Below are 21,099 nucleotides of genomic sequence, written 5' to 3' on the forward strand. Positions count from 1 at the left end.
TTTGAAAAAGCAAGTCAAGCTGCTGCATATGTAGGTTTGGTTCCAGTACATCAGTTGTCTGGCAGTTCAGTCAACAAGCAAAGTCACTTATCAAAAGCAGGTGACAGTAAAATACGCTCAGTATTGTATATGTCGGCATTAACAGCGATTAAATATAATCCACACATTGAAGCTTTATATCAACGATTATTAAACCAGGGTAAAAATAAAATGTGTGCTTTAGGTGCTGCAATGCGCAAGCTTATACATCTGTGTTATGGCGTTTTAAAACATCAGACTGCCTATCAAAGAGATTATTTAGTGGTCGAATAATCTCAAAACCTGATTGACTACCAAGACGGTATCTCATCTCCTAAAAGGAGAGGGAATATTTATCATTTTTATTAATTCTCAAGCAAAAAAAGAGAGGCCAAAACCTCTCTTTTTCTTTAAGTAAACTTTACTTTTTCTTGCGTTTCGCACGTTTCTTGGCTTGTTCAGCCGCAACCGCATCTAGTGCTTCTTTCAACTCTTCATCGGTAAAGGAGGTGATGTGATGCAGCATTTGCAGCTTCACTTCATCCAGTACCAGATCTGCATACTGCGCAACATTGGTCAGCTGCTCATCATAGACAATGGCATTGTCTTCGTTGGTACAAATATAGCCTTTTTGCGTCAGAACTTTGATAAAGCTTTGGAACAAGGCCTTGTCAAAGAATTCTGGCGAGTTGAATTCATACAGTACAGAAAGACGTTGCCCCACCAGATGACTCAGCTCTTCCACCTGACGGGTTGAAATATTGCCTGGGCCACGCTGGGTGATCAAAGCCAGTGTCATGTAATAGCGTTCCAGACTTTGGGTCACTGGAGCAGCCAGAACTTCAAGCTGGTGATGCGCTTCAGTATTCGGTGCTGGCGCTACCAGGTTTTCACCATCTGCACTGATCAGATTGGTTGCAAGTAAAGCATCGATATAAGCATCAACATGTTGCTGAATTTCGTCTTCTTTCCATTTCAGGAATAGCTCAGCTTTCAGGAATGGATAGAGTGTACTGCTAGCGTTGATCGCATCTTCACGGCGAATCATGCCATTGTGTTCTACCAGTGCCGCAATCAGGGACGGCAATACAAAGCTATGCACGATGTTATTACGGAAATAAGTCAGCAATACGGCCTGATTATCTTCAATGGCAATGATATCGCCCAGAACGTGTTTCACCCGTTTAATCAGCTTGAGCTTCATTGCATAGGCAATAATCTCTTTACCTGAAAGTGAGGTAATTTGCATACGCTCATCATAAGGTAAAGCCACCAGCAGATTACGGTAGGTATCCAGCTGCTTGATACAGATTTCTTCGTCCAGCGTATGTTTCGGTGTTGCCAATAAAATAAGTGACAGCAGTGAAACCGGATTCACCACGACTGCACGGTTGATATTTTCCAGAATGGCTTGGGCAGAACTGTTGACTGCGTCGGATACTGGCTGCGGAATCGGATCATCATTCTTTTCAATTTTGATATGTTCTGCACCATGCTGTTTCAGGATGTCATCCAGAAATACCGGTTCACCGAAGTTCAGATGGACCTTGCCAAAAATACGTTCAATTTTGCGCAAGGTTTTCAGGATGCCAAAAATAGATTCTGCTTCTTTCGGCTTGCCATTCATCTCACCGACATAAGTACCACCTTCCATCAGGCGTTCATAGCCGATATAAGTCGGAACAAAGACAATTGGCTTAGCTTTGCCACGTAAATGACCATGTACGGTCATCGCCAGCATGCCGGTTTTTGGTGGCAGCAGACGACCAGTACGTGAACGGCCACCTTCGATAAAGTATTCCAGTGGAGTATTACGTGACAACACGCTATACAGATATTCTTTAAATACGGTGGTATAGAGTGCATTACCGCGGAAGGTACGACGGATAAAGAAAGCACCACCACCCCGTAAGATCTGACCCACAAATGGCATGTTCAGGTTATCGCCTGCCGCAATATAAGGCACCATCAGACCACGACGATAAATCACATAAGACAATAATAAATAGTCGATATGACTGCGGTGACATGGCGTATAGACAATTTCATAATCTTTGGCCAGTTCACGCACGGTACTGAAATTATGTACTTCCACGCCGTCATAGAGCTGGGTCCATAAACGGGTCAGGGCTTTATCGGCGAAACGCACGGTAGAATGAGAATAGTCCGATACAATTTCATTCAGATAGCCAATCGCACGACGTTCTGCTTCCAGCATACTGATTTTGCTGCGGATGCTTTCATTACGAATAGCCGCCTGTACATCCGGAGATTTAATCAGGCCATGCATCACATTACGGCGGTCTGACAGGTCAGGGCCGAGGATCACTTCACGCTGTGCATCCAAATAGTCATTCAGACGGCTGACAATATAGGTCGCTGGCGCTGAATTTGGATAAGTTTCTTTGGCAAATTCCATGAGGGCGCGCAAAGATTGTGGCTCATGAAACTCTAGATAAGACTGGCGACCATGCAGACCGATATTGACCAGCTGTTTGACCCGGCTTGGCGTAGACCAGGTATCGGTAAATAAAAGCTTGAACCAAGAATCTTCTTTTTCAGGATCACGACCCCAAAGTACAGTCACCGGTACCAGTTCCACATCCAGTTCGGGATTTTTTTCTAGGACTTCAATCAGGCGTAACAGGCGTGGAGGAAAAGCATGTGGTGGTGAGCTAAGCAGATTATTCTCATCATGATGCTGCAGGAACAGCACCGAAGCCTTTTCCTTGCTGTCACCAATCTGTAGAGGGTCAAGCGCGGGCGGCATGTTTAAACGGCGAGTTTCCGCATCGACCACCAATGCATTACTGCGTGAATGATTCTGCAAGATATAGCAGACGATTTTCTGCTGTGCTGCCGGAGTCTGGTCAGCAGTAGGAGTTGTCACTTCACTTGGTACTTCCCCAAGAACATGCGGGGTGACCACAAGATCAAGTAGCTTACTTGAAAGCTTGCGATACATTTGACCAAAGCCACTCTTGGACATAGTTACTCCTAATTTTACTGACCAAAACTACAGAATTTCTGAGGGAATTTATTTTGATTGATTATAAAAACAAACAATATGTCATTTTCTGACAAATTCAATCGAAGTGGTTCAATTTTAGCGCGAAAGCAGATGTTTTTCCTAGTAAGTTGCAAGAGCAATTGACAGAACAGTCAATCAATCTTTAGAAGATTGCTTGGATTTTATGGCAGAATATTCAGAATAAATTGTATAGATTTATTTCTACACTTCTGGATCTTGCCAATATCACACAGGTTGCTTATGAATGCCTTAACACAGGAACTGGTCGAGCTGCTCAGTTTAGAAAAGTTAGAAGAAAATATTTTCCGGGGAATTAGCCGTAATCTGGTAGGCAAGCGCGTATTTGGTGGGCAGGTTCTGGGACAGGCTCTGCGTGCTGCGTCTTATACCACAGATCGTCCTGCGCATTCACTGCATGCCTATTTCCTGTTTGGTGGCGATGTCAATGCACCGATCATTTATGAAGTGGATCGTATCCGTGATGGAAAAAGCTTTGTCAGCCGTCAGGTTCGTGCCATTCAGCATGGCCGTACTATCTTCATGTGTATGGTTTCCTTTGCGCATCAGGAAGAAGGTCTGAACTATCAGATTTCAGAACCTGAGTATCCACCAGCAGAAAGCCTGAAAAATGAAGCAGAGCTCACCCGGCAGATTATTGAATTTATTCCGGAAAATGTGCGTGCTTCTTTCATGCGTGACCGTCATGTCGAAATTCGCCCTGTAATGCCAGTGAATCCATTCCAGCCGCAACCGGAAGCGCCAAATTATGCGCACTATATTCGTACTCATGGAAAGATTGCTGCAGAAGTGGATGAGATTTCCCTGCATCAGGCGATTGCTGCTTTCTATTCGGACTTTACCCTAATGACCACAGCGCTGCGTCCGCATGGTTTAAGTTATCTGTCTCCAAGCTTGCAATGTGCCAGTATTGATCATGCCATGTATTTCCATAAACCATTCCGGGTAGATGAATGGATGTTATACGACATGGATGCTACTCAAAGTGCCAGTTCACGTGGTCTGAACTTTGGCCGCATGTGGCAAAATGGTGAGCTGGTCTGCAGTACCACACAAGAAGGCCTGATCCGTTTACGTGAAATTGAAACCCAGTAAAGCATACTTTTAATTTAAATAAAGCCGGATCCCAGATCCGGCTTTATACATTTTTAAGCATGGCTCTTTATAAAAAATTACTCGATTCTCCAGCACTTGCATGGCATAGTGCCCTTAAGATCAATATTAAAAATGCATGTGAAATGAGCTTAAATACGCAGATTTTAATTGCCGCCGTATTGGGGGTACTGTTTGGATTTTTACTGACTTTATTTCCGCAAAGCACATTTTTTGATGTCGGCCTGTACGGGATTGGAATTGCCAGCAGCCTTTTTATTGGCCTGCTGAAAATAATTTTGATTCCCCTGATTTTTACCTCAATTGTGGTTGGGGTCTCTAATCTGCAGGCGGGGGGGCAGCTGAGTCGAACCTGGAAAATTACTTTGCTGTGCTGTGTGACCACCACCTCATTGGCACTGATTTTAGGGCTAACCTGTGCGCATCTGTTTAATGTGGGGAGAGGTGTGGATGTGGTGATGTTTCAGGATGCTATGGCTCAGCATCAGACTCCTGATACTTTAACGCCATCTTCTTTCTTTACTAATTTTATTCAGAATACCCTGATCAATCCCTTTAAGGCCTTCGCTGATGGCAATGTTTTGGCCGTTGTGATTTTTGCTCTGTTTATCGGTGTGGCGCTGGTCGCAGGTGGAGACAGCTTCCGTACTGTGCGTAAGCTGAGTCACCAGTTTTTTGACATCATGATGTTGATGATTGGCTGGATCATGAAACTGGCACCGATTGGGATTTTTGCATTACTCGCCAAGTTAATTGCCACTGAAGATATTTCAGTGCTGAGCCGTCTGGCCGAGTTTGCGGCAGTGGTGACAGGCACTACAATTTTCCACGGAATAGTGGTGTTGCCGTTATTGCTATGGATCTTCGGAAAAATGAATCCGCTGACCTTTTTTAAAGGCACCCGTAGTGCATTAATTACTGCCTTTGCCACCAGCTCCAGTTCGGCAACCATGCCGATTTCTTTAAAATGCGCGCAGGAGAACCTGGGCGTACGTCCGCAAACAGCCGGTTTTGTGATTCCTCTTGGCACGCAGCTGAATATGGATGGAACGGCACTTTATGAAGCTGCAGCAGCTTTGTTTATTGCCAATCTGATGGGGCTGGATTTAACCTTAGGTCAGCAGCTGGTGGTTTGTGCCACGGCAATGATTGCGTCATTAGGTGCACCGGGCATTCCAAGCGCCGGCATGGTCACCATGATCATGGTACTGCAATCAGTGGGTTTACCTGCTGAAGCGATTGCGATTCTACTTCCGATTGACCGTCTGCTGGATACCGTACGTACAGTAGTAAACGTGCAGGGCGATATGATGATTAGTGTGGTGGTAGATCGACATACCCGCGAGCCTGAAGTGCCGGTTTAATCTTTGTCTAATTCAGCTTTATCTAAGTCCGGATTCCAGACAATTTCCCAGAGATGACCATTGGGATCCTGAAAATAACCTGCATATCCGCCATAAAAAGTCGTGTGTGCAGGTTTAATAATTTTAGCGCCGGCACGTTCAGCCTGTGCCATTGCCTGGTCGACTTCTAAGGGACTATAGACATTATGCCCCAGAGTCATTTGCGTCGGACAGATTGGGCTTGGCTCCAGACCGGTATCTTGCTGGATACTACGCTGTGGCCATAAGGCAAGCTTAAGACCAGGTTGTAATTGAATAAAAGCCACCGCGCCATATTCAAACTCTTCACCCATAATTCCTTCACTGGGAAAACCCAGTCCATCACGGTAAAAGCGTAGTGAAGCTTCCAGATCGAGCACACCGAGGGTAATCACAGAAATCCGTGCTTGCATAAGTCCCTCCTGATTATGATTGTTATATTTCTATCTTAGGACAAATAAAAAGCAGGGAAGCGATCCCTGCTGTTAGAAATTGTAATAACAGGCAAGCTTAAGCGACTTTGAGAGTAGCGCGTTTGGCTGCCTGTGAATGGTTGAGATAATGCAGCGCATCATCGGTACTGCCTTCATGCACCGGATCATACCAAGGCATTAAATAACCGAGCTGTTGGGATACTAACCACAGCGGGTTAGGCAGAAGGCGGTTATCTGACTGGGAAATACGCAACCATTCTTTCCAGATCCAGGGTTTATATACGGCTGGCTTATACTGCTTGAAACGTGAATCCTGCGATAACAGATGTGCAGCACCATCCACCCAAAGGCCAATTACACCAATAATGACCACCACACTTAGATAATAACGGGCAATATAGCCGCCACCTAGGTGACGATATAAATCAAAAGCCACACTACGATGTTCAATTTCTTCAGCACCATGCCATTTCACCAGATCCAGCATATTCGGATCAGCACCCAGACGTTCCCATTCAGTATTGTAGAGTGCGTATTTACCCAGGACACAGGTCATGTGTTCTATCGTCGCAATGATACCGAGACGGAACAGATCCCATTGGTGTTCTAAGATTTTAGGAATTTTGAGACCGAATGGATGATCGGCTAGGAGCTTGTTAAATAGGAAATGCATGATGTGCAGATTGCGCTGGATATCAATCTGACGTTCAGATAAATATTCTTTATTGGCCGAATTATGCGCTTGGGCATGCATGGCTTCCTGACGGATAAATGCCTGCACATCATGCTTTAATTTTTCGTCAGTGATCTGGGGGAGGACTTTGTTATATAAACGGCAGAACCAGAGTTCACCCGCGGGCAGAATATTGTTAATTTCATTGACGAAGTAACTGGCAAAGGGCTGATCAGGAATCCAGTCGACTGGAGTGTCTTGCCATTCAAAGCTGACTTTGCGAGGCTGGATAAAATAGGAAATGGAAGAGCCAATTCTTGTTGTTTTGAAGCGCGAAAGTAAAGACATGGTGTGAATCCATCACTGCTTGATCAAGACAGTATGAAAAAAATATCCCGAATTGCGGCAGGCAATACGGGACATTCTTTTATCCGATGAAACACATTCGGCTTATTTTTGTGGATCCTGTTCGACAATCTTTGTTGGATCGGCTTCCACAGGTGCATCCAGATCATTCAGTTCACTGGCAGTGACTTCATGAGCGCTGTTGGTCTCATCTTCATCTTCTAATAATTCAATTGGTTCATCAGCTTCATTTAAATCATGCATTGAAGCTTCAGGAATGCTGTCCAGATCAAATTCAGGTGCTTGATTCAAAGTGAAGTTCAAACGGCCGCCCATCACACTGGCCAGTTCTTCCAGACCTTGCTTGTTTAGAGAAGAAAACAGTTGAATCGAGAAATCCAGCTTCATCTTTTTCAGTTTGGCTTTCACTTCTTGTAGCGCTTTCGAAGCAGGGCCACGGTTCAGCTTGTCGGCTTTAGTCAGCAGCACATGTACGAATAATTTACGTGAATACGCCCATTCCAGCATCATCACATCAAAGTGTTGTAGCGGATGACGGATATCCATCAGCAACACCAGACCTTGCAGGCTCTTGCGGTGAATCAGATAGTTTTCCAGTTCTTTCTGCCAGACAATTTTCATGGCTTCTGGGACCGCTGCATAGCCATAACCCGGTAAATCGACCAGACGCTGATCCGGATTGCCAAGGCTAAAGAAGTTGATCATCTGGGTACGGCCTGGTTTTTTGGACGCACGGGCCAACTGTTTCTGATTGGTCAGGGCATTGATGGCACTCGATTTACCCGCATTGGAACGGCCAGCAAAAGCCACCTCATAACCGGTATCTTCTACACACAAGCTGAGCTTGGGTGCACTCATCAGGAACTCAGCTTTGCGTAACCAGTTGAGGGCTTGTACCGAATATTCAGTAATGGCTGGATCGACCTTTTTTTCATAGCTGATCTTTTGCTTTGGGGCATTTGATGCCTTACTGTTTTTCGACTTTCCTCTGCTGTGATGCATGGCTCAACTTCAATGACTAATTATACAAGAAGCTATTATAAAGGAAGTCGGGCGGGCAAGCGAACTTTAGAATTGCCCAATAGAATAAGGGTATTAGAGATTGATCAGGCTAATTGGTGACTGGATACTAAAATGTTCCTTGGTCGGTTCAACGACATCACCCAGAATATATTGATCCAGACTGGTATAGAACTGCTCCACAGCCTGATCCAGAATGCCTTTTAATCCGCAATTGGTACGTAATACACAGGGTGGATCATTACATTCCACAATCTGGTTGTCACGTTGCAGAATACGCACAATCTGTCCTAGCTGAACTTTCAGGGCAGCCGGATTAAGACGGATTCCACCGCCTTTACCGCGAGAGGTAATGAGCCAGTCCTGTTTCGCCATAAAGTAGACAATTTTCATGGCATGGTTCTGTGAAATCTGTAAGCGCTCCGCCAACTCGGCAATCGTATAAGGCAGATCACGGGGTTGTGCAACATACATCAGTATGCGCAGCGCATAGTCAGTAAATTTATTCAGTTGCATGATAATACTGATGTTTTTGATGAAAAAATTAGGGTTAGTCTAGCATACCAGACTAACCCTCTGTTTTTATTATAAGCTGAAGAAGCAGTTAGTGGCGTACACCACCTGTGCCAAAGGCTTCGCTATGAATGTTCTCAGCAGGGATTCCGCGAGCGACAAGCGCCTTTTGCTGTTCAGCCATAAATGGCATTGGGCCACAGAGATAGTAGTCTGCGTTGGCTGGTAATAATGCGCTATCTACAGTGCTTAAGTCCAGTCGACCGGCAACATCATAATCCTCGCCCAGTTTATCGCTTGGGTGCGGGAATTCATAAGCAGTCATTGTGCTTAAACGTGGATATTTGGCTTTCAAGTCATGAATATGCTGTTTCATCGCATGAACCTGTTTGCTACGGCAGGCATGGATGAAAGTCACAGGCTGCGGCATGTCCAGAGTCACCAGCTGGTTCAGCATGGCCACCATTGGAGTTAGACCTACACCGCCACTGATGAACACATTACGTTTATTCGGATCAATCAGGTAGAAGTTACCTGTCGGTGCAGAGACTTCAATTTCTGAACCTTCTGGCAGGCTATGTAAAGTATTCGATACCCAACCTGGAACCATGTCGCCTTTCTGGTCTTCACGTTTCACCGAGATACGCAGGTAGTCTGCTTGTGGGCAAGTCGACAGGGTATATTGGCGTGGTTGTCTCAGATTTAACTCAGGTACAAACACACGTACAGAGATATATTGGCCAGCTTCATATTTCGGTAATGGACCGCCGTCGACTGGAGCCAGGTAGAAGGAAGTGATTTCATCACTTTCCACGACTTTCTTGGCAATCTTGAAGTTGCGCCAGCCTAACCAGCTGCCTTTAGTCTGTTCATGCTGATCATAGATCGCTTTTTCAGTTGCAATAAACAGATCCGCCAGTTGACCGTACGCTGCAGCCCAAGCATCAATCAATGGATCATCCATCGAAATGTTCAGCACTTCACTGATCGAATGCAACAGGTTTTCCCCAACAATACCGTAATCCGGTGCCTTAATGTTTAAGCTCACGTGTTTATGTGCGATCAGCTCAACCACGGGTAACAGCACAGATGGATCTTCGATATTTTCAGCATAAGCCAGAACCGCACCTGCCAAGGCTTGTGCTTGAGCTCCACTGCGTTGATGTCCCATGTTAAAGGTTTCTTTCAAATCAGGATTATTGCCTAGCATGCGGTTATAGAAATAACCGGTCAGGGCAACCCCATTTTCACGAAGTACAGGAACAGTGGCTTTTACAAGGTCAATTTGCTGTGGAGTCATAGCTGATCTCTCATGGCTGTTATTTATAAGATGTATTTAGAATACATCTTATAAAATGCTTTTACAATATAGTAAAAGCATAAAACCATAAAAAAATTATGGGATATAAAAATATCCCATAAAAATGATGTTTTCGATCGGAGAAAGGAAGGTTATTTGCGCCCGAAGAGGGAACCTAATAGACCACGCACAATTTTCTGTCCGGTACTACCACCAAGACTACGTGCTGCACTTTTGGCAAAGGTACCCACAATATCCTGAGTCAGTTTTTCACGTTGCTTGGCTGCGCGTTCAGCTTCTTTTTGCTGTTCACGTGCCAAACGTTCCTGTTCCTTGGCTTGCTGTTTAGCCAGAGCTTCCTGTTCTTTGGCCTGCTGTTTAGCCAGAGCTTCCTGTTCTTTGGCCTGTTGCTTGGCAAGTTCCGCAGCTTGAGCCTGCTGCTGAAGCTCCAGTACTTTTTGCTGCAGCATCTCATGCGCACTGTCACGGTCAACTTCCTGCTCATAAATACCAGCGACAATGCTTTGCTGCATCAGTGCTTTACGTTCTTCTGGTGTAATCGGGCTAAAAGAAGAATGTGGTGGCATGATCCAGCCACGTTCAACAATCTGTGGAGTCCCTTTTTCATCCAGACAGCTAATCAGCGCTTCACCTACAGCAAGTTCAGTAATCACCTGATCGACTTTAAATTCAGGATTGGCTCGGAAAGTCTCTGCTGCGGTTTTCACTGCTTTTTGATCTTTAGGAGTAAAAGCGCGTAAGGCATGCTGAACCCGGTTGCCGAGTTGACTGAGGACGCTTTCTGGTAAATCCAGTGGATTCTGGGTGACAAAGTAAATCCCGACACCTTTGGAGCGGATCAAGCGTACCACCTGTTCAATCTTTTCCTGTAGGGCAGGGCTGGCCTTGTCAAAGAGTAAATGCGCTTCATCAAAGAAGAACATCAGTTTCGGTTTGTCCAGATCACCCACTTCCGGTAACTGTTCAAATAACTCTGACAGCATCCATAGCAGGAAAGTGGCGTACAACTTCGGTGTATTCATCAGCTTGTCGGCAGCCAGCAAATTGATATTGCCGCGGCCTTGGCTATCCGTTTGCAGGAAATCCATCAGGTCGAGTGCTGGCTCGCCAAAGAATTTATCCCCGCCTTGATCTGCAAGTGCCAATAAATTGCGTTGAATCGCACCGAGGCTGGCGGGGGAGAGATTGCCATATTCCGCTTTAAAGTCTGCAGCATGTTCGCTGACATAGCTGAGCATGGCTTTCAGGTCTTTAAAATCGATCAGTAACAAGCCCTGATCGTCGGCAATTCGGAAGACTGCCGAGAGAACGCCTTCTTGCGTGTCATTCAGGTTCAGGATGCGGGCAAGCAAGAGTGGCCCAATTTCAGAAATCGTAGTACGGACCGGATGGCCTTGTTCACCAAACAGATCCCAGAATACGACCGGCGAAGCTTCAAAAGGAATCGAATCAATATTCAGACTTTTAATACGTTCATCAAACTTAGGATTACTTTCGCCTGGCTTGGCCAGGCCGGAAACATCGCCTTTGGCATCGGCAAGGAACACGGGTACACCAATGCGAGAAAAGTTTTCTGCCAAAACTTTCAAGGTTACCGTTTTGCCGGTTCCGGTCGCGCCGGCAATCAGTCCGTGACGGTTGGCAAGCTGTGAGTGCAGTACAATATCTTGCGTAGTATCACTGGTTTTTTTTGCAATAATGATTGGTATACCCATAAATTTTCCTGTTGTTATTTATTCATTTTTAAGTTTTTTCATTTCTTGTAGTGCATGCTGAATATCTTCAATCAGATCTTTCGGATGTTCTAGACCAATACAGAAACGAACCAGAAAACCCTCTTTCAAATGTGAATGTTCAAGCACACGCATTTCTTTTAAGTTATATAGCATGACCAGACTCACAGGGCCACCCCAGCTAAATCCAAGCTTAAACAGTTTTAAGCTGTCACAGAAATTTCGAATATCTTGCAACTTGTAGTTATTGTCAAAAATCACGCTGACCAGTCCGGCACTATGTCCTTGCTTGCAAATTTCTTTCCAGTTTTCATGGCCAGCATTGTCAGTATCAGCCGGATGTAAGACCTGAACAAATTCTGGTTGTTGTTTGAGCCAGTCTAATAAGGTTAAGCAGCTTTGTGATTGATGTTCATATCGGAGTTGCATTGAAGCCAGACTACGTTGTACCTGAGCGACATCATCACCTGATACTGAAATACCCTGAATGGCATGCGCACGGAACAATTTGTGATGTAATTCTTTATCGCGGGTAACCACTGAACCCATCAGAATATCACCGCCACCACTTGGATATTTAGTCAGGGCATGCACGGTCATATCGACACTTAAATGATCCTCACCAAAATCAAATGCATTAAAGGCGAGACCTGCGCCCCAAGTATTGTCCAGCGCAGTGAGGATATTGTTGGCTTGAGCCTTCTTGACCAAGCGACTCAAATCGGGAAATTCTAAAGTCACGGAACCCGCCGCTTCCAGCCAAAGCAGTTTGGCTTTTTCCGAGGGCTGAAAAGTATCCGCATCTATCGCATTATAGACTTTGACCTGAATACCATAGCGGTTTTCCAGGTTACGTAAATGTTCCATGTTTGGACCATAGATATTATCTGCAACCCACACTTCATCGCCTTGGCTTAAAAAACAAGAATTCACGAGATTAATCGCGGATAAACCACTCGGTGCCAGCAAGCAATATTGACCGCCTTCGATCTGGGCAATGCTATCGCCTAAGGTAAATGTCGTCGGTGTACCATGCGTGCCATAGCTATAGTCATAGTCATCAGTCCAGTGGCGATTAAATAGGGCATCAGTATTGTTAAAGATGATGGTGGATGCACGAAACAGGGGAGGTTGAATACTGGAAATATATTGCGGGGCCTTTCGTGGTGCATGAATCAGCGCTGTTTGAGGATTTTTTTTCACGTGAATGCTCTTCAATGTAATCAAATATTGCTTTAGCTTAAGAGAATCTCATTATTGCTGCCAGTTATGTTGTGAAATGTTGAAAAAATTGACATTGCTAAAAAGTTGGCTTCATTTTTGCAAAACCTAAAATCAGAGAGCTACAACAAAAGGTTTAGGCGCATGAAGTCGCAGTTAAAAGTACATTATTTTCAGCATATTGCTGGCGAGGGTTTTGGTAGTTGTATTGATTTTTTAAAGCAGCATCAGGCGCAAATTACTGCGACTGAATTCTTTGCTTTACCCGTCGATCGTCCACTCGATATAGAAGCTTTACCAGCAGTTGAAGAAGTTGATTTGCTGATCATCATGGGAGGCACCATGAGTGTCAATGATGAGGCAAATTATCCATGGCTCAAGATCGAAAAACGCTGGTTACGCCGTTATCTTTCTCAAGGCAAACCGGCGATTGGCCTATGTTTAGGTGGGCAGCTGATTGCCAATGCCTTGGGTGCGGCCGTCAGCCGTAACCAGGAGCAGGAGTTAGGCTGGACCACGGTACGCAAAGTCGCGCATGTACCCGAGGATTGTTTTATTTTACCTGAACAGTTTGAAATTATGCAGTGGCATAGTGAAACCTTTGAACTACCTAAAGGGGCAATTCATCTGGCAGAAAATGAAGCCTGTCGTAATCAGATGTATCAACTCGGCAAGAATGTCTTGGGGTTCCAGTTTCATCCGGAAATCACCCCGGAAACTTTAAAGCTGTTTTTGGAAAATGAAGAAGAAATTTCACAATTTTCTGGAAAATATGTACAGGACATCCAACAACTGAAAAGAACAACCAAAAATAATTTTATTCAAGGAAATCAAATACTAAATCAAGCTATTCAGTATGTTTTGGAAAAAACGGCCTAGTGAGTAAAAAATAAACAATTGATTTCCCGAATAAATTGAAATACAGCAAGAAAAACCGTAAAAGGGATTTGCTTATGCAATAAACAATGGCTATAATAAGCGACCCTTCGAGAGGAAGGGGGGTTAACTGCGAAGAAAGTAGTTAACTATCGTTACAGTCGTGGCATCGATCACGACCTTAGTGATATTTCACTGCTCTTGACACTTGCCTTAAAATAGTGGGGTGAGATGCGTCAAGAGTGATTCTTTATATATTTGGCTTGGAGTTAACTGGTATGTCTAACCAGAGAATTCGTATCCGTCTTAAGTCTTTTGATCACCGTCTTATTGATCAATCAGCTCAAGAAATCGTAGAAACAGCAAAACGTACTGGCGCACAAGTTTGTGGTCCAATTCCAATGCCTACACGCATTGAACGTTTTAACGTTTTAACATCACCACACGTTAACAAAGATGCGCGTGACCAATACGAGATCCGCACTTACAAACGTTTGATCGACATCGTTCAACCTACAGACAAAACTGTAGATGCATTGATGAAGTTAGATCTTGCAGCTGGTGTTGATGTTCAGATCGCATTGGGTTAAGGCTTTCGGGTTAATTAACGCTCTAAGTTAATTAGGCCGCTTTTTTAGAGGTTTATGCACATGGCTATTGGTTTAGTCGGTCGCAAGTGCGGTATGACACGTATCTTTACAGATGCTGGTGTTTCTGTGCCTGTTACAGTGATTGAGGTTGATCCTAACCGCATCACTCAAATCAAAACGCTTGAAACTGATGGTTATCAAGCGATTCAAATCACTACTGGTGAACGTCGCGAATCTCGCGTAACTAACGCTCAGAAAGGTCACTTCGCGAAAGCTGGTGTTGCTGCTGGTCGTCTGGTTCAAGAATTCCGCGTTTCAGAAGCTGAGCTTGAAGGTCGTGAAGTTGGCGCTACTATCGGTGTAGATCTGTTCACAGTGGGTCAAATTGTTGACGTAACTGGTCAGTCTAAAGGTAAAGGTTTCCAGGGTGGTGTTAAGCGTTGGAACTTCCGTACTCAAGACGCTACTCACGGTAACTCTGTTTCTCACCGTGTTCTAGGTTCTACAGGTCAAAACCAGACTCCTGGTCGCGTGTTCAAAGGCAAAAAAATGGCTGGCCATTTAGGTGCTGAACGCGTAACTGTACAGGGTCTTGAAATTGTATCTATCGACGCAGAACGTTCAGTTCTAGTAGTTAAAGGTGCGATTCCTGGCGCTACTGGTGGCGACGTAACTGTTCGTCCTACGATCAAGGCCTGAGGGGAAATAACGTGAATTTAAATACTGTTTCCGGCTCTGCTGTTGAATTATCAGAAGTTGCGTTCGGTCGTGAATTTAATGAAGCTCTTGTACACCAAGTTGTTACAGCTTACTTAGCTGGTGGTCGTCAAGGTTCTAAAGCTCAGAAATCACGTGCAGACGTTTCTGGCGGTGGTAAAAAACCATTCCGTCAAAAAGGTACTGGCCGCGCTCGTGCTGGTTCTATTCGTAGCCCAATCTGGGTTGGCGGTGGTAAAACTTTTGCTGCTCGTCCACAAGACTGGTCTCAAAAAGTAAACCGTAAAATGTACCGCGGTGCTATGCAATGCATCCTGGCTGAACTTGTTCGTCAAGATCGCTTAGTTCTAGTTGAAGAGTTTGCTGTTGCAGCTCCAAAAACTAAAGAATTGCTTGCAAAACTTAACGACTTGAATGCTACTCGTGCATTGATCGTTACTGATGCTGTTGATGAGAACTTGTATCTAGCTGCTCGTAACCTTCCACACGTTGATGTGGTTGATGCGACTGCAATCGATCCTGTTAGCTTGATCGCGTTCGATAAAGTTGTTATGTCTGTAGCTGCTGCTAAGAAAATTGAGGTAGAACTCGGATGAACAACGAACGTTTATATCAAGTCCTGCAAGGACCTGTTTTCTCAGAAAAAGCACAAGTTTTAGGTGAAACTGCTGGTGTTCAAGTATTCAAAGTTGCACTTGATGCAAACAAGCTTGAAATCAAAAAAGCAGTGGAACAATTGTTTGGTGTAGAAGTTGTTAAAGTTAACACTACGATCACTAAAGGTAAAACTAAACGCTTTGGTAAAACATTAGGACGTCGTTCTGATGTTAAAAAAGCATACGTCACCCTGAAAGCTGGCCAAGATGTTGAAATGGCTGACTTGGGCGATGCCGCTGAAAGCGCAGCGGAATAAGGACGAAAACTATGCCTATTCAAAAATGTAAGCCAACGTCTCCAGGACGTCGCTTTGTAGAGAAAGTGGTTCATGATCACCTTCACAAAGGCGCGCCTTATGCTCCACTAGTTGAAGCTAAAAAACGTACTGGCGGCCGTAATAACAACGGTCACATTACGACTCGTCACGTTGGTGGCGGTCACAAACAACACTACCGTTTAATCGACTTCAAACGTAACAAAGACGGCATCCCAGCTGTAGTTGAGCGTATTGAATACGATCCAAACCGTACTGCGCACATTGCGTTGTTGAAGTATGCTGACGGTGAACGTCGCTACATCATCGCGCCTAAAGGTTTACGCGCTGGTGATTCAGTTCAATCTGGTAACGATGCTCCAATCCGTCCAGGTAACTGCTTGCCACTTCGCAACATGCCTATCGGTTCTACTCTTCACAACATCGAACTTAAAATCGGTAAAGGCGCGCAGTTAGCTCGTTCAGCTGGTACTTCTGTTCAGTTGTTGGGTCGTGACGGTTCCTACGCTATCGTTCGTCTTCGTTCAGGCGAGATGCGTAAAATTCATGTTGAATGCCGCGCTGTGTTAGGTGAAGTATCTAACTCAGAAAGCAACCTTCGCTCACTAGGTAAAGCTGGTGCATCACGCTGGCGTGGTGTTCGTCCTACCGTTCGTGGTATGGCGATGAACCCAGTTGATCACCCACACGGTGGTGGTGAAGGGCGTAACAAAGGTATTCAACCTGTAAGCCCATGGGGTCAAAAAGCTAAAGGGTACAAAACACGTACCAACAAGCGTACGACTAAGATGATTATTCGCGACCGTCGCGTTAAGTAACAAGTAAAGGAATCTGACAATGCCTCGTTCTCTGAAAAAAGGCCCATTCGTCGATGCGCACTTGTTCGCTAAGGTTGAAGCGGCTATCGCGGCTAATAACCGTAAGCCGATCAAAACTTGGTCGCGTCGTTCGATGATCCTCCCGGATTTTGTTGGTTTAACAATTTCTGTACACAATGGCCGTAACCATGTTCCAGTGATCATCTCTGAACATATGGTTGGACACAAGCTTGGTGAATTTGCACCGACTCGTACCTACCGTGGTCACGGTGTTGACAAGAAATCTAAACGTTAATAGGTGCTATGATGGAAGTAACTGCTAAATTACGCGGTGCCGCTATCTCGGCACAAAAAGCTCGTTTGGTTGCAGATCTTATCCGCGGCAAATCTGTTGCGCACGCTCTTAACATCTTAAACTTCAGCAACAAAAAAGCTGCAGTATTGGTTAAGAAAGCGTTGGAATCTGCAATTGCAAACGCTGAACATAATAACAGTTTAGATGTAGACGACCTTAAAGTTTCTACGATCTACGTTGATGAAGGCATGAGCCTGAAACGTATTATGCCACGTGCTAAAGGCCGTGCAGATCGTATTACTAAGCGTACTTGTCACATCACCGTTAAGGTAGGGGTTTGATATGGGTCAGAAGGTTCATCCAATCGGTATCCGCCTAGGTGTTGTGAAACGTCATAACGCTAACTGGTATGCGAGTCCGAAACAATACGCTGAATACTTGCTTAAAGATTTGCAAGTTCGTGAGTTTTTAACTAAAAAACTTAAGAATGCAATGATCAGCAATATTCTTATCGAACGTCCAACAGGCGCTGCTAAAGTAACTATTAGCACTGCTCGTCCTGGTATCGTAATCGGTAAAAAAGGCGAAGACATTGAGAAATTACAACGCGAATTAACATCTATTATGGGTGTTCCTGCGCAAGTAAGTATCAACGAAATTGATCGTCCAGACTTAGACGCGCGTCTAGTTGCTGAAGCTATCGCTTCTCAATTGGAAAAACGTGTAATGTTCCGTCGTGCTATGAAGCGTGCGGTTCAAAACACTATGCGTGCTGGTGCGAAAGGTATCAAAGTAGAAGTTTCAGGCCGTTTAGGTGGTGCTGAGATTGCTCGTACTGAATGGTATCGTGAAGGTCGTGTACCTCTACATACTCTTCGTGCAGATATCGACTACGCGACTATGCGTGCTGAGACTACTTACGGTACGATTGGTGTTAAAGTTTGGATCTTCCGTGGCGAGATCTTGGGTGGCATGAAACAAGTCATGAACCCAGCTCCAGCTGAAGAACGTCCAGCTAAACGCGGTCGCGGTCGTGGTGAAGGTCAAGAGCGTCGTGGTCGTCGCAATGATCGTTCTGCTGAAAAAGGAGAATAATCCATGTTGCAACCTAAACGTACTAAATTCCGTAAGGTGCAAAAAGGCCGTAACACTGGTCTAGCTCACCGCGGTAGCTCAGTATCTTTTGGTACTATCGCACTTAAATCAATCGAACGTGGTCAAATGACTGCACGTCAAATTGAAGCAGCGCGTCGTACAATTAGCCGTCGTATTAAACGTGGTGGTAAAATCTTTATCCGTGTATTCCCGGACAAGCCAATTACTTCTAAACCACTTGAAGTGCGTATGGGTAAAGGTAAAGGTTCTGTGGAATACTGGGTTTGCCAAATCAAACCAGGTAAAGTCTTGTACGAAATTGATGGTGTTAACGAAGACCTAGCTCGCGAAGCGTTCACGCTTGCTGCTGCTAAACTTCCGTTTAAAACCACTATCGTGACTCGGACGGTAATGTAATGAAAACTAAAGATCTACGTGAAAAGTCGGTAGAAGAGTTGACAGCTTTGCTTGATGAGCAACAGCTAAACCAATTCCGTCTTCGTATGGCGAAAGCAACTGGTCAATTGGGTAAATCGCACGAAGTGCAATTGACTCGCAAGACTATTGCTCGTATCAAGACCCTCCTTACCGAAAAACAGGGGAACGGACAATGAGTGAAAATACAGTCCGCACGTTAACAGGCAAAGTAGTAAGCGACAAGATGGAAAAATCTATCGTTGTTCTTATCGAACGCCGTGTTCAACACCCGTTGTATGGCAAATCAATCCGCCGTTCAACAAAATTACATGCTCATGATGAGAACAACACAGCTAAAGTTGGCGACGTTGTAACCATTAAAGAAAGCCGCCCAATGTCTAAAACTAAGTCATGGACTTTAGTTGAAGTTGTTGAAGCAGCTGCTGAGTAATTAACGTTCTTGTTGCATCATCGGTCAATTTCGAGTACTCTTTGAGCCTTTCGAAATTGTGACCGGTGATGCTCGGTTTTGGAGTAGGGCAATGATTCAGACCGAAACTATGCTCGACGTAGCAGACAACAGTGGTGCTCGCCGCGTACAATGTATTAAAGTACTTGGTGGTTCACATCGTCGTTATGCTTCTGTTGGCGACATTATTAAAGTTACTGTAAAAGAAGCAATTCCACGCGCACGTGTTAAAAAAGGTGACGTGATGAATGCAGTAGTTGTACGTACAAAATTCGGTATCCGTCGTCCAGACGGTTCAGTGATTCGTTTCGACGATAACGCTGCTGTTATTTTGAACAACAACAAAGCGCCGATTGCAACTCGTATTTTCGGACCAGTGACTCGTGAACTTCGTACTGAACAGTTCATGAAAATTATTTCATTGGCTCCTGAAGTTCTATAAGAGGCGATCATGGCTAAGATTAAAAAAGGCGATCAAGTAATTGTGATCGCAGGTAAAGAAAAAGGCAAACAGGGTACTGTTCTGTCTGTTTCTAATGACCGCGTTAAGGTTGAAGGCCTTAACTTGGTGAAGAAGCATCAAAAGCCGAACCGTGTTACTGGCGCTGAAGGCGGCATCGTAACTCAAGAAGCTTCGCTTCACATTTCAAACGTGGCAATTTTTAATGCTACAACCCAAAAGGCTGACCGTGTTGGTTACCAAACGATTGACGGCGTGAAAACTCGCGTATTCAAATCTAATGGTGAATCAGTGGCGGTAGCGAAGTAATAGGTTGAAAAAGGCAATGGCCAGACTTAAAGCACGTTACAACGACGAACTTAAAGCTCAATTAAAAGAACAATTGGGAATTAAGAATGTGATGGAGATCCCTCGCATCACTAAAATCACTATCAACATGGGTGTTGGTGCAGCTTCTGCTGACAAGAAACTCCTTGATGGTGCTCTTTCTGATATGCAAGCTATCGCTGGTCAAAAACCAGTTCTTACGTTAGCTCGTAAATCTATCGCTGGTTTCAAAATCCGTGATGGTTGGCCGATTGGTTGTAAAGTTACTTTACGCGGCGAACGTATGTACGAATTCTTAGACCGTCTGATCTCGATTGCGATTCCTCGTATCCGTGACTTCCGTGGTTTCTCTGCGAAATCATTTGATGGTCGTGGTAACTACTCAATGGGTCTTAAAGAACAGATCATGTTCCCTGAGATCGATTTTGACAAGATTGACCGTATTCGTGGTATGGACATTACCATCACTACGACTGCTCGCACCGATGACGAAGGCCGTGCGCTAATGCGTGCATTCGGCTTCCCGTTCAAATAAGAGGTCGAAATGGCTAAGAAAAGTATGATTAATCGCGAATTGAAACGCGAAGCTACTGTTGCTAAATACGCTGCAAAACGTGCTGAATTAAAAGCAATTATTGCAAACGTAAATGCTTCAGATGAAGAACGTTTCGATGCGATGATGAAATTACAGGCATTACCACGTAATGCATCTCCAGTACGTCTACGTAACCGTTGTGGTTTAACTGGTCGTCCTCATGGTTACTTCCGTAAGTTCGGCTTAAGCCGTAACATGGTACGCGATAAAGTAATGCAAGGTGATGTACCTGGCGTTGTTAAGGCAAGCTGGTAAGGAGCACTATAAATGAGTATGCAAGATACCGTTGCCGACATGCTAACACGTGTTCGTAACGCACAAATGGCAAAGAAACAAACTGTTTCTATGCCTAATTCTAAGTTGAAAGTTGCGATTGCTAACGTACTTCAACAAGAAGGTTATATTTCAAACGTAGAAGTTGCTGAAGTTGAAGGCAAAGCAACTCTTACTTTGACTTTAAAATATTTTGAAGGCAAGCCAGTTATCGAAACTGTGAAACGCGTAAGCCGTCCAGGTCTACGTCAGTATCGCGGTAAAGATGCACTTCCAAGCGTTAAGCAAGGTTTAGGTATTGCAATTGTTTCTACAAGCAAAGGCATCATGACTGATCGCGCTGCACGTGCTGCAGGCGTTGGTGGTGAAGTTATTGCTTTTGTTTCTTAATAG

The 21,099-nt window shown here is 44.6% G+C and carries 28 protein-coding genes; 20 read left to right on the plus strand and 8 right to left on the minus strand.

The window, feature by feature from the left end; genetic code table 11:
- Positions 1 to 312 (plus strand): transposase (locus tag FTU19_RS09075; protein WP_180130865.1); only part of this gene is annotated, 312 nt, incomplete at its 5' end.
- Between the two features lie 127 nt (positions 313 to 439).
- On the opposite strand, the gene plsB is transcribed toward FTU19_RS09075, so the two are convergent.
- Complete coding sequence (plsB, locus tag FTU19_RS09080) at positions 440 to 3,007, minus strand: glycerol-3-phosphate 1-O-acyltransferase PlsB (RefSeq protein ID WP_166135528.1); 2,568 nt, start codon at positions 3,005 to 3,007, stop codon at positions 440 to 442.
- A gap of 282 nt (positions 3,008 to 3,289) precedes the next feature.
- On the opposite strand from plsB, the gene FTU19_RS09085 reads away from it, so the two are divergent.
- Both FTU19_RS09085 and FTU19_RS09090 read left to right on the plus strand, forming a co-directional pair.
- Positions 3,290 to 4,162, plus strand: a complete 873-nt coding sequence (locus FTU19_RS09085) for an acyl-CoA thioesterase II (RefSeq protein WP_004786947.1) — start codon at positions 3,290 to 3,292, stop codon at positions 4,160 to 4,162.
- A 143-nt stretch (positions 4,163 to 4,305) separates the two neighbouring features.
- Complete coding sequence (locus FTU19_RS09090) at positions 4,306 to 5,544, plus strand: dicarboxylate/amino acid:cation symporter (protein ID WP_180130894.1); 1,239 nt, start codon at positions 4,306 to 4,308, stop codon at positions 5,542 to 5,544.
- On the opposite strand, the gene FTU19_RS09095 is transcribed toward FTU19_RS09090, so the two are convergent.
- The 7 genes from FTU19_RS09095 to FTU19_RS09125 all read right to left on the minus strand — a co-directional run bounded on the left by FTU19_RS09095 (position 5,541) and on the right by FTU19_RS09125 (position 12,825).
- Positions 5,541 to 5,975: a VOC family protein gene (locus FTU19_RS09095; protein ID WP_179992769.1), complete on the minus strand. Its 435-nt coding sequence runs from the start codon at positions 5,973 to 5,975 to the stop codon at positions 5,541 to 5,543. The two genes, FTU19_RS09090 and FTU19_RS09095, sit on opposite strands and share 4 nt — an antisense overlap.
- Before the next feature lie 97 nt (positions 5,976 to 6,072).
- A complete protein-coding gene (locus FTU19_RS09100) occupies positions 6,073 to 7,017 on the minus strand; it encodes a metal-dependent hydrolase (RefSeq protein ID WP_166135540.1) in 945 nt (314 codons plus the stop codon).
- Between the two features lie 102 nt (positions 7,018 to 7,119).
- Complete coding sequence (yihA, locus tag FTU19_RS09105; protein ID WP_166135543.1) at positions 7,120 to 8,037, minus strand: ribosome biogenesis GTP-binding protein YihA/YsxC; 918 nt, start codon at positions 8,035 to 8,037, stop codon at positions 7,120 to 7,122.
- A gap of 93 nt (positions 8,038 to 8,130) precedes the next feature.
- Positions 8,131 to 8,571, minus strand: coding sequence for an Rrf2 family transcriptional regulator (locus FTU19_RS09110; protein ID WP_180016542.1), 441 nt, complete (start codon positions 8,569 to 8,571; stop codon positions 8,131 to 8,133).
- Between the two features lie 88 nt (positions 8,572 to 8,659).
- Positions 8,660 to 9,868, minus strand: a complete 1,209-nt coding sequence (gene hmpA, locus FTU19_RS09115; protein WP_004786935.1) for an NO-inducible flavohemoprotein — start codon at positions 9,866 to 9,868, stop codon at positions 8,660 to 8,662.
- Between the two features lie 152 nt (positions 9,869 to 10,020).
- The gene (locus FTU19_RS09120) at positions 10,021 to 11,604 is read right to left on the minus strand and encodes a helicase HerA-like domain-containing protein (protein WP_180130868.1); all 1,584 of its coding nucleotides are present in this window, start codon (positions 11,602 to 11,604) and stop codon (positions 10,021 to 10,023) included.
- A gap of 18 nt (positions 11,605 to 11,622) precedes the next feature.
- Entirely contained in the window at positions 11,623 to 12,825 is a 1,203-nt protein-coding gene (locus FTU19_RS09125; protein WP_180130871.1) for a PLP-dependent transferase, read from the minus strand.
- Between the two features lie 162 nt (positions 12,826 to 12,987).
- Between FTU19_RS09125 and FTU19_RS09130 the strand changes: the two genes are divergently transcribed.
- The 17 genes from FTU19_RS09130 (at position 12,988) to rpsH (ending at position 21,096) form a co-directional block, all read left to right on the plus strand.
- Positions 12,988 to 13,722, plus strand: a complete 735-nt coding sequence (locus FTU19_RS09130) for a type 1 glutamine amidotransferase (RefSeq protein ID WP_179992772.1) — start codon at positions 12,988 to 12,990, stop codon at positions 13,720 to 13,722.
- Between the two features lie 275 nt (positions 13,723 to 13,997).
- Positions 13,998 to 14,309, plus strand: coding sequence for a 30S ribosomal protein S10 (rpsJ, locus tag FTU19_RS09135; RefSeq protein ID WP_000070912.1), 312 nt, complete (start codon positions 13,998 to 14,000; stop codon positions 14,307 to 14,309).
- 60 nt (positions 14,310 to 14,369) lie between these two features.
- On the plus strand, positions 14,370 to 15,008 hold the full coding sequence (gene rplC / locus FTU19_RS09140) for a 50S ribosomal protein L3 (RefSeq protein WP_005233737.1): 639 nt from the start codon (positions 14,370 to 14,372) through the stop codon (positions 15,006 to 15,008).
- Positions 15,009 to 15,019: 11 nt separating this feature from the next.
- Positions 15,020 to 15,622, plus strand: a complete 603-nt coding sequence (gene rplD / locus FTU19_RS09145) for a 50S ribosomal protein L4 (RefSeq protein ID WP_004786925.1) — start codon at positions 15,020 to 15,022, stop codon at positions 15,620 to 15,622.
- Positions 15,619 to 15,939, plus strand: coding sequence for a 50S ribosomal protein L23 (gene rplW, locus FTU19_RS09150; protein ID WP_004786923.1), 321 nt, complete (start codon positions 15,619 to 15,621; stop codon positions 15,937 to 15,939). Before rplD ends, rplW begins: the two co-directional genes overlap by 4 nt.
- Before the next feature lie 11 nt (positions 15,940 to 15,950).
- The gene (gene rplB, locus FTU19_RS09155) at positions 15,951 to 16,775 is read left to right on the plus strand and encodes a 50S ribosomal protein L2 (RefSeq protein ID WP_005233738.1); all 825 of its coding nucleotides are present in this window, start codon (positions 15,951 to 15,953) and stop codon (positions 16,773 to 16,775) included.
- A 19-nt stretch (positions 16,776 to 16,794) separates the two neighbouring features.
- On the plus strand, positions 16,795 to 17,070 hold the full coding sequence (rpsS, locus tag FTU19_RS09160; protein WP_004673001.1) for a 30S ribosomal protein S19: 276 nt from the start codon (positions 16,795 to 16,797) through the stop codon (positions 17,068 to 17,070).
- 11 nt (positions 17,071 to 17,081) lie between these two features.
- Entirely contained in the window at positions 17,082 to 17,411 is a 330-nt protein-coding gene (rplV, locus tag FTU19_RS09165; protein ID WP_001982638.1) for a 50S ribosomal protein L22, read from the plus strand.
- 1 nt (position 17,412) lies between these two features.
- A complete protein-coding gene (gene rpsC, locus FTU19_RS09170; protein WP_004786918.1) occupies positions 17,413 to 18,165 on the plus strand; it encodes a 30S ribosomal protein S3 in 753 nt (250 codons plus the stop codon).
- A 3-nt stretch (positions 18,166 to 18,168) separates the two neighbouring features.
- A complete protein-coding gene (gene rplP, locus FTU19_RS09175; protein WP_004786917.1) occupies positions 18,169 to 18,582 on the plus strand; it encodes a 50S ribosomal protein L16 in 414 nt (137 codons plus the stop codon).
- Positions 18,582 to 18,779 (plus strand): 50S ribosomal protein L29, encoded by a 198-nt coding sequence (gene rpmC, locus FTU19_RS09180; protein ID WP_004786915.1) that lies wholly within the window; start codon positions 18,582 to 18,584, stop codon positions 18,777 to 18,779. Before rplP ends, rpmC begins: the two co-directional genes overlap by 1 nt.
- Entirely contained in the window at positions 18,776 to 19,033 is a 258-nt protein-coding gene (gene rpsQ, locus FTU19_RS09185; protein ID WP_004786913.1) for a 30S ribosomal protein S17, read from the plus strand. The genes rpmC and rpsQ overlap by 4 nt, the downstream gene beginning before the upstream one ends.
- 91 nt (positions 19,034 to 19,124) lie before the next feature.
- Positions 19,125 to 19,493, plus strand: a complete 369-nt coding sequence (gene rplN, locus FTU19_RS09190; RefSeq protein WP_001982634.1) for a 50S ribosomal protein L14 — start codon at positions 19,125 to 19,127, stop codon at positions 19,491 to 19,493.
- A gap of 9 nt (positions 19,494 to 19,502) precedes the next feature.
- Positions 19,503 to 19,820 (plus strand): 50S ribosomal protein L24, encoded by a 318-nt coding sequence (gene rplX, locus FTU19_RS09195; RefSeq protein WP_004786911.1) that lies wholly within the window; start codon positions 19,503 to 19,505, stop codon positions 19,818 to 19,820.
- Positions 19,821 to 19,836: 16 nt separating this feature from the next.
- Entirely contained in the window at positions 19,837 to 20,373 is a 537-nt protein-coding gene (gene rplE / locus FTU19_RS09200) for a 50S ribosomal protein L5 (RefSeq protein WP_004786908.1), read from the plus strand.
- Positions 20,374 to 20,382: 9 nt separating this feature from the next.
- Positions 20,383 to 20,688: a 30S ribosomal protein S14 gene (gene rpsN / locus FTU19_RS09205; protein WP_004786907.1), complete on the plus strand. Its 306-nt coding sequence runs from the start codon at positions 20,383 to 20,385 to the stop codon at positions 20,686 to 20,688.
- A 12-nt stretch (positions 20,689 to 20,700) separates the two neighbouring features.
- Entirely contained in the window at positions 20,701 to 21,096 is a 396-nt protein-coding gene (gene rpsH / locus FTU19_RS09210; RefSeq protein WP_004786905.1) for a 30S ribosomal protein S8, read from the plus strand.
- The last annotated feature ends 3 nt before the right edge of the window (positions 21,097 to 21,099 follow it).

The sequence above is a fragment of the Acinetobacter sp. YH12072 genome (genome assembly GCF_013419565.1).
Lineage (GTDB): Bacteria > Pseudomonadota > Gammaproteobacteria > Pseudomonadales > Moraxellaceae > Acinetobacter.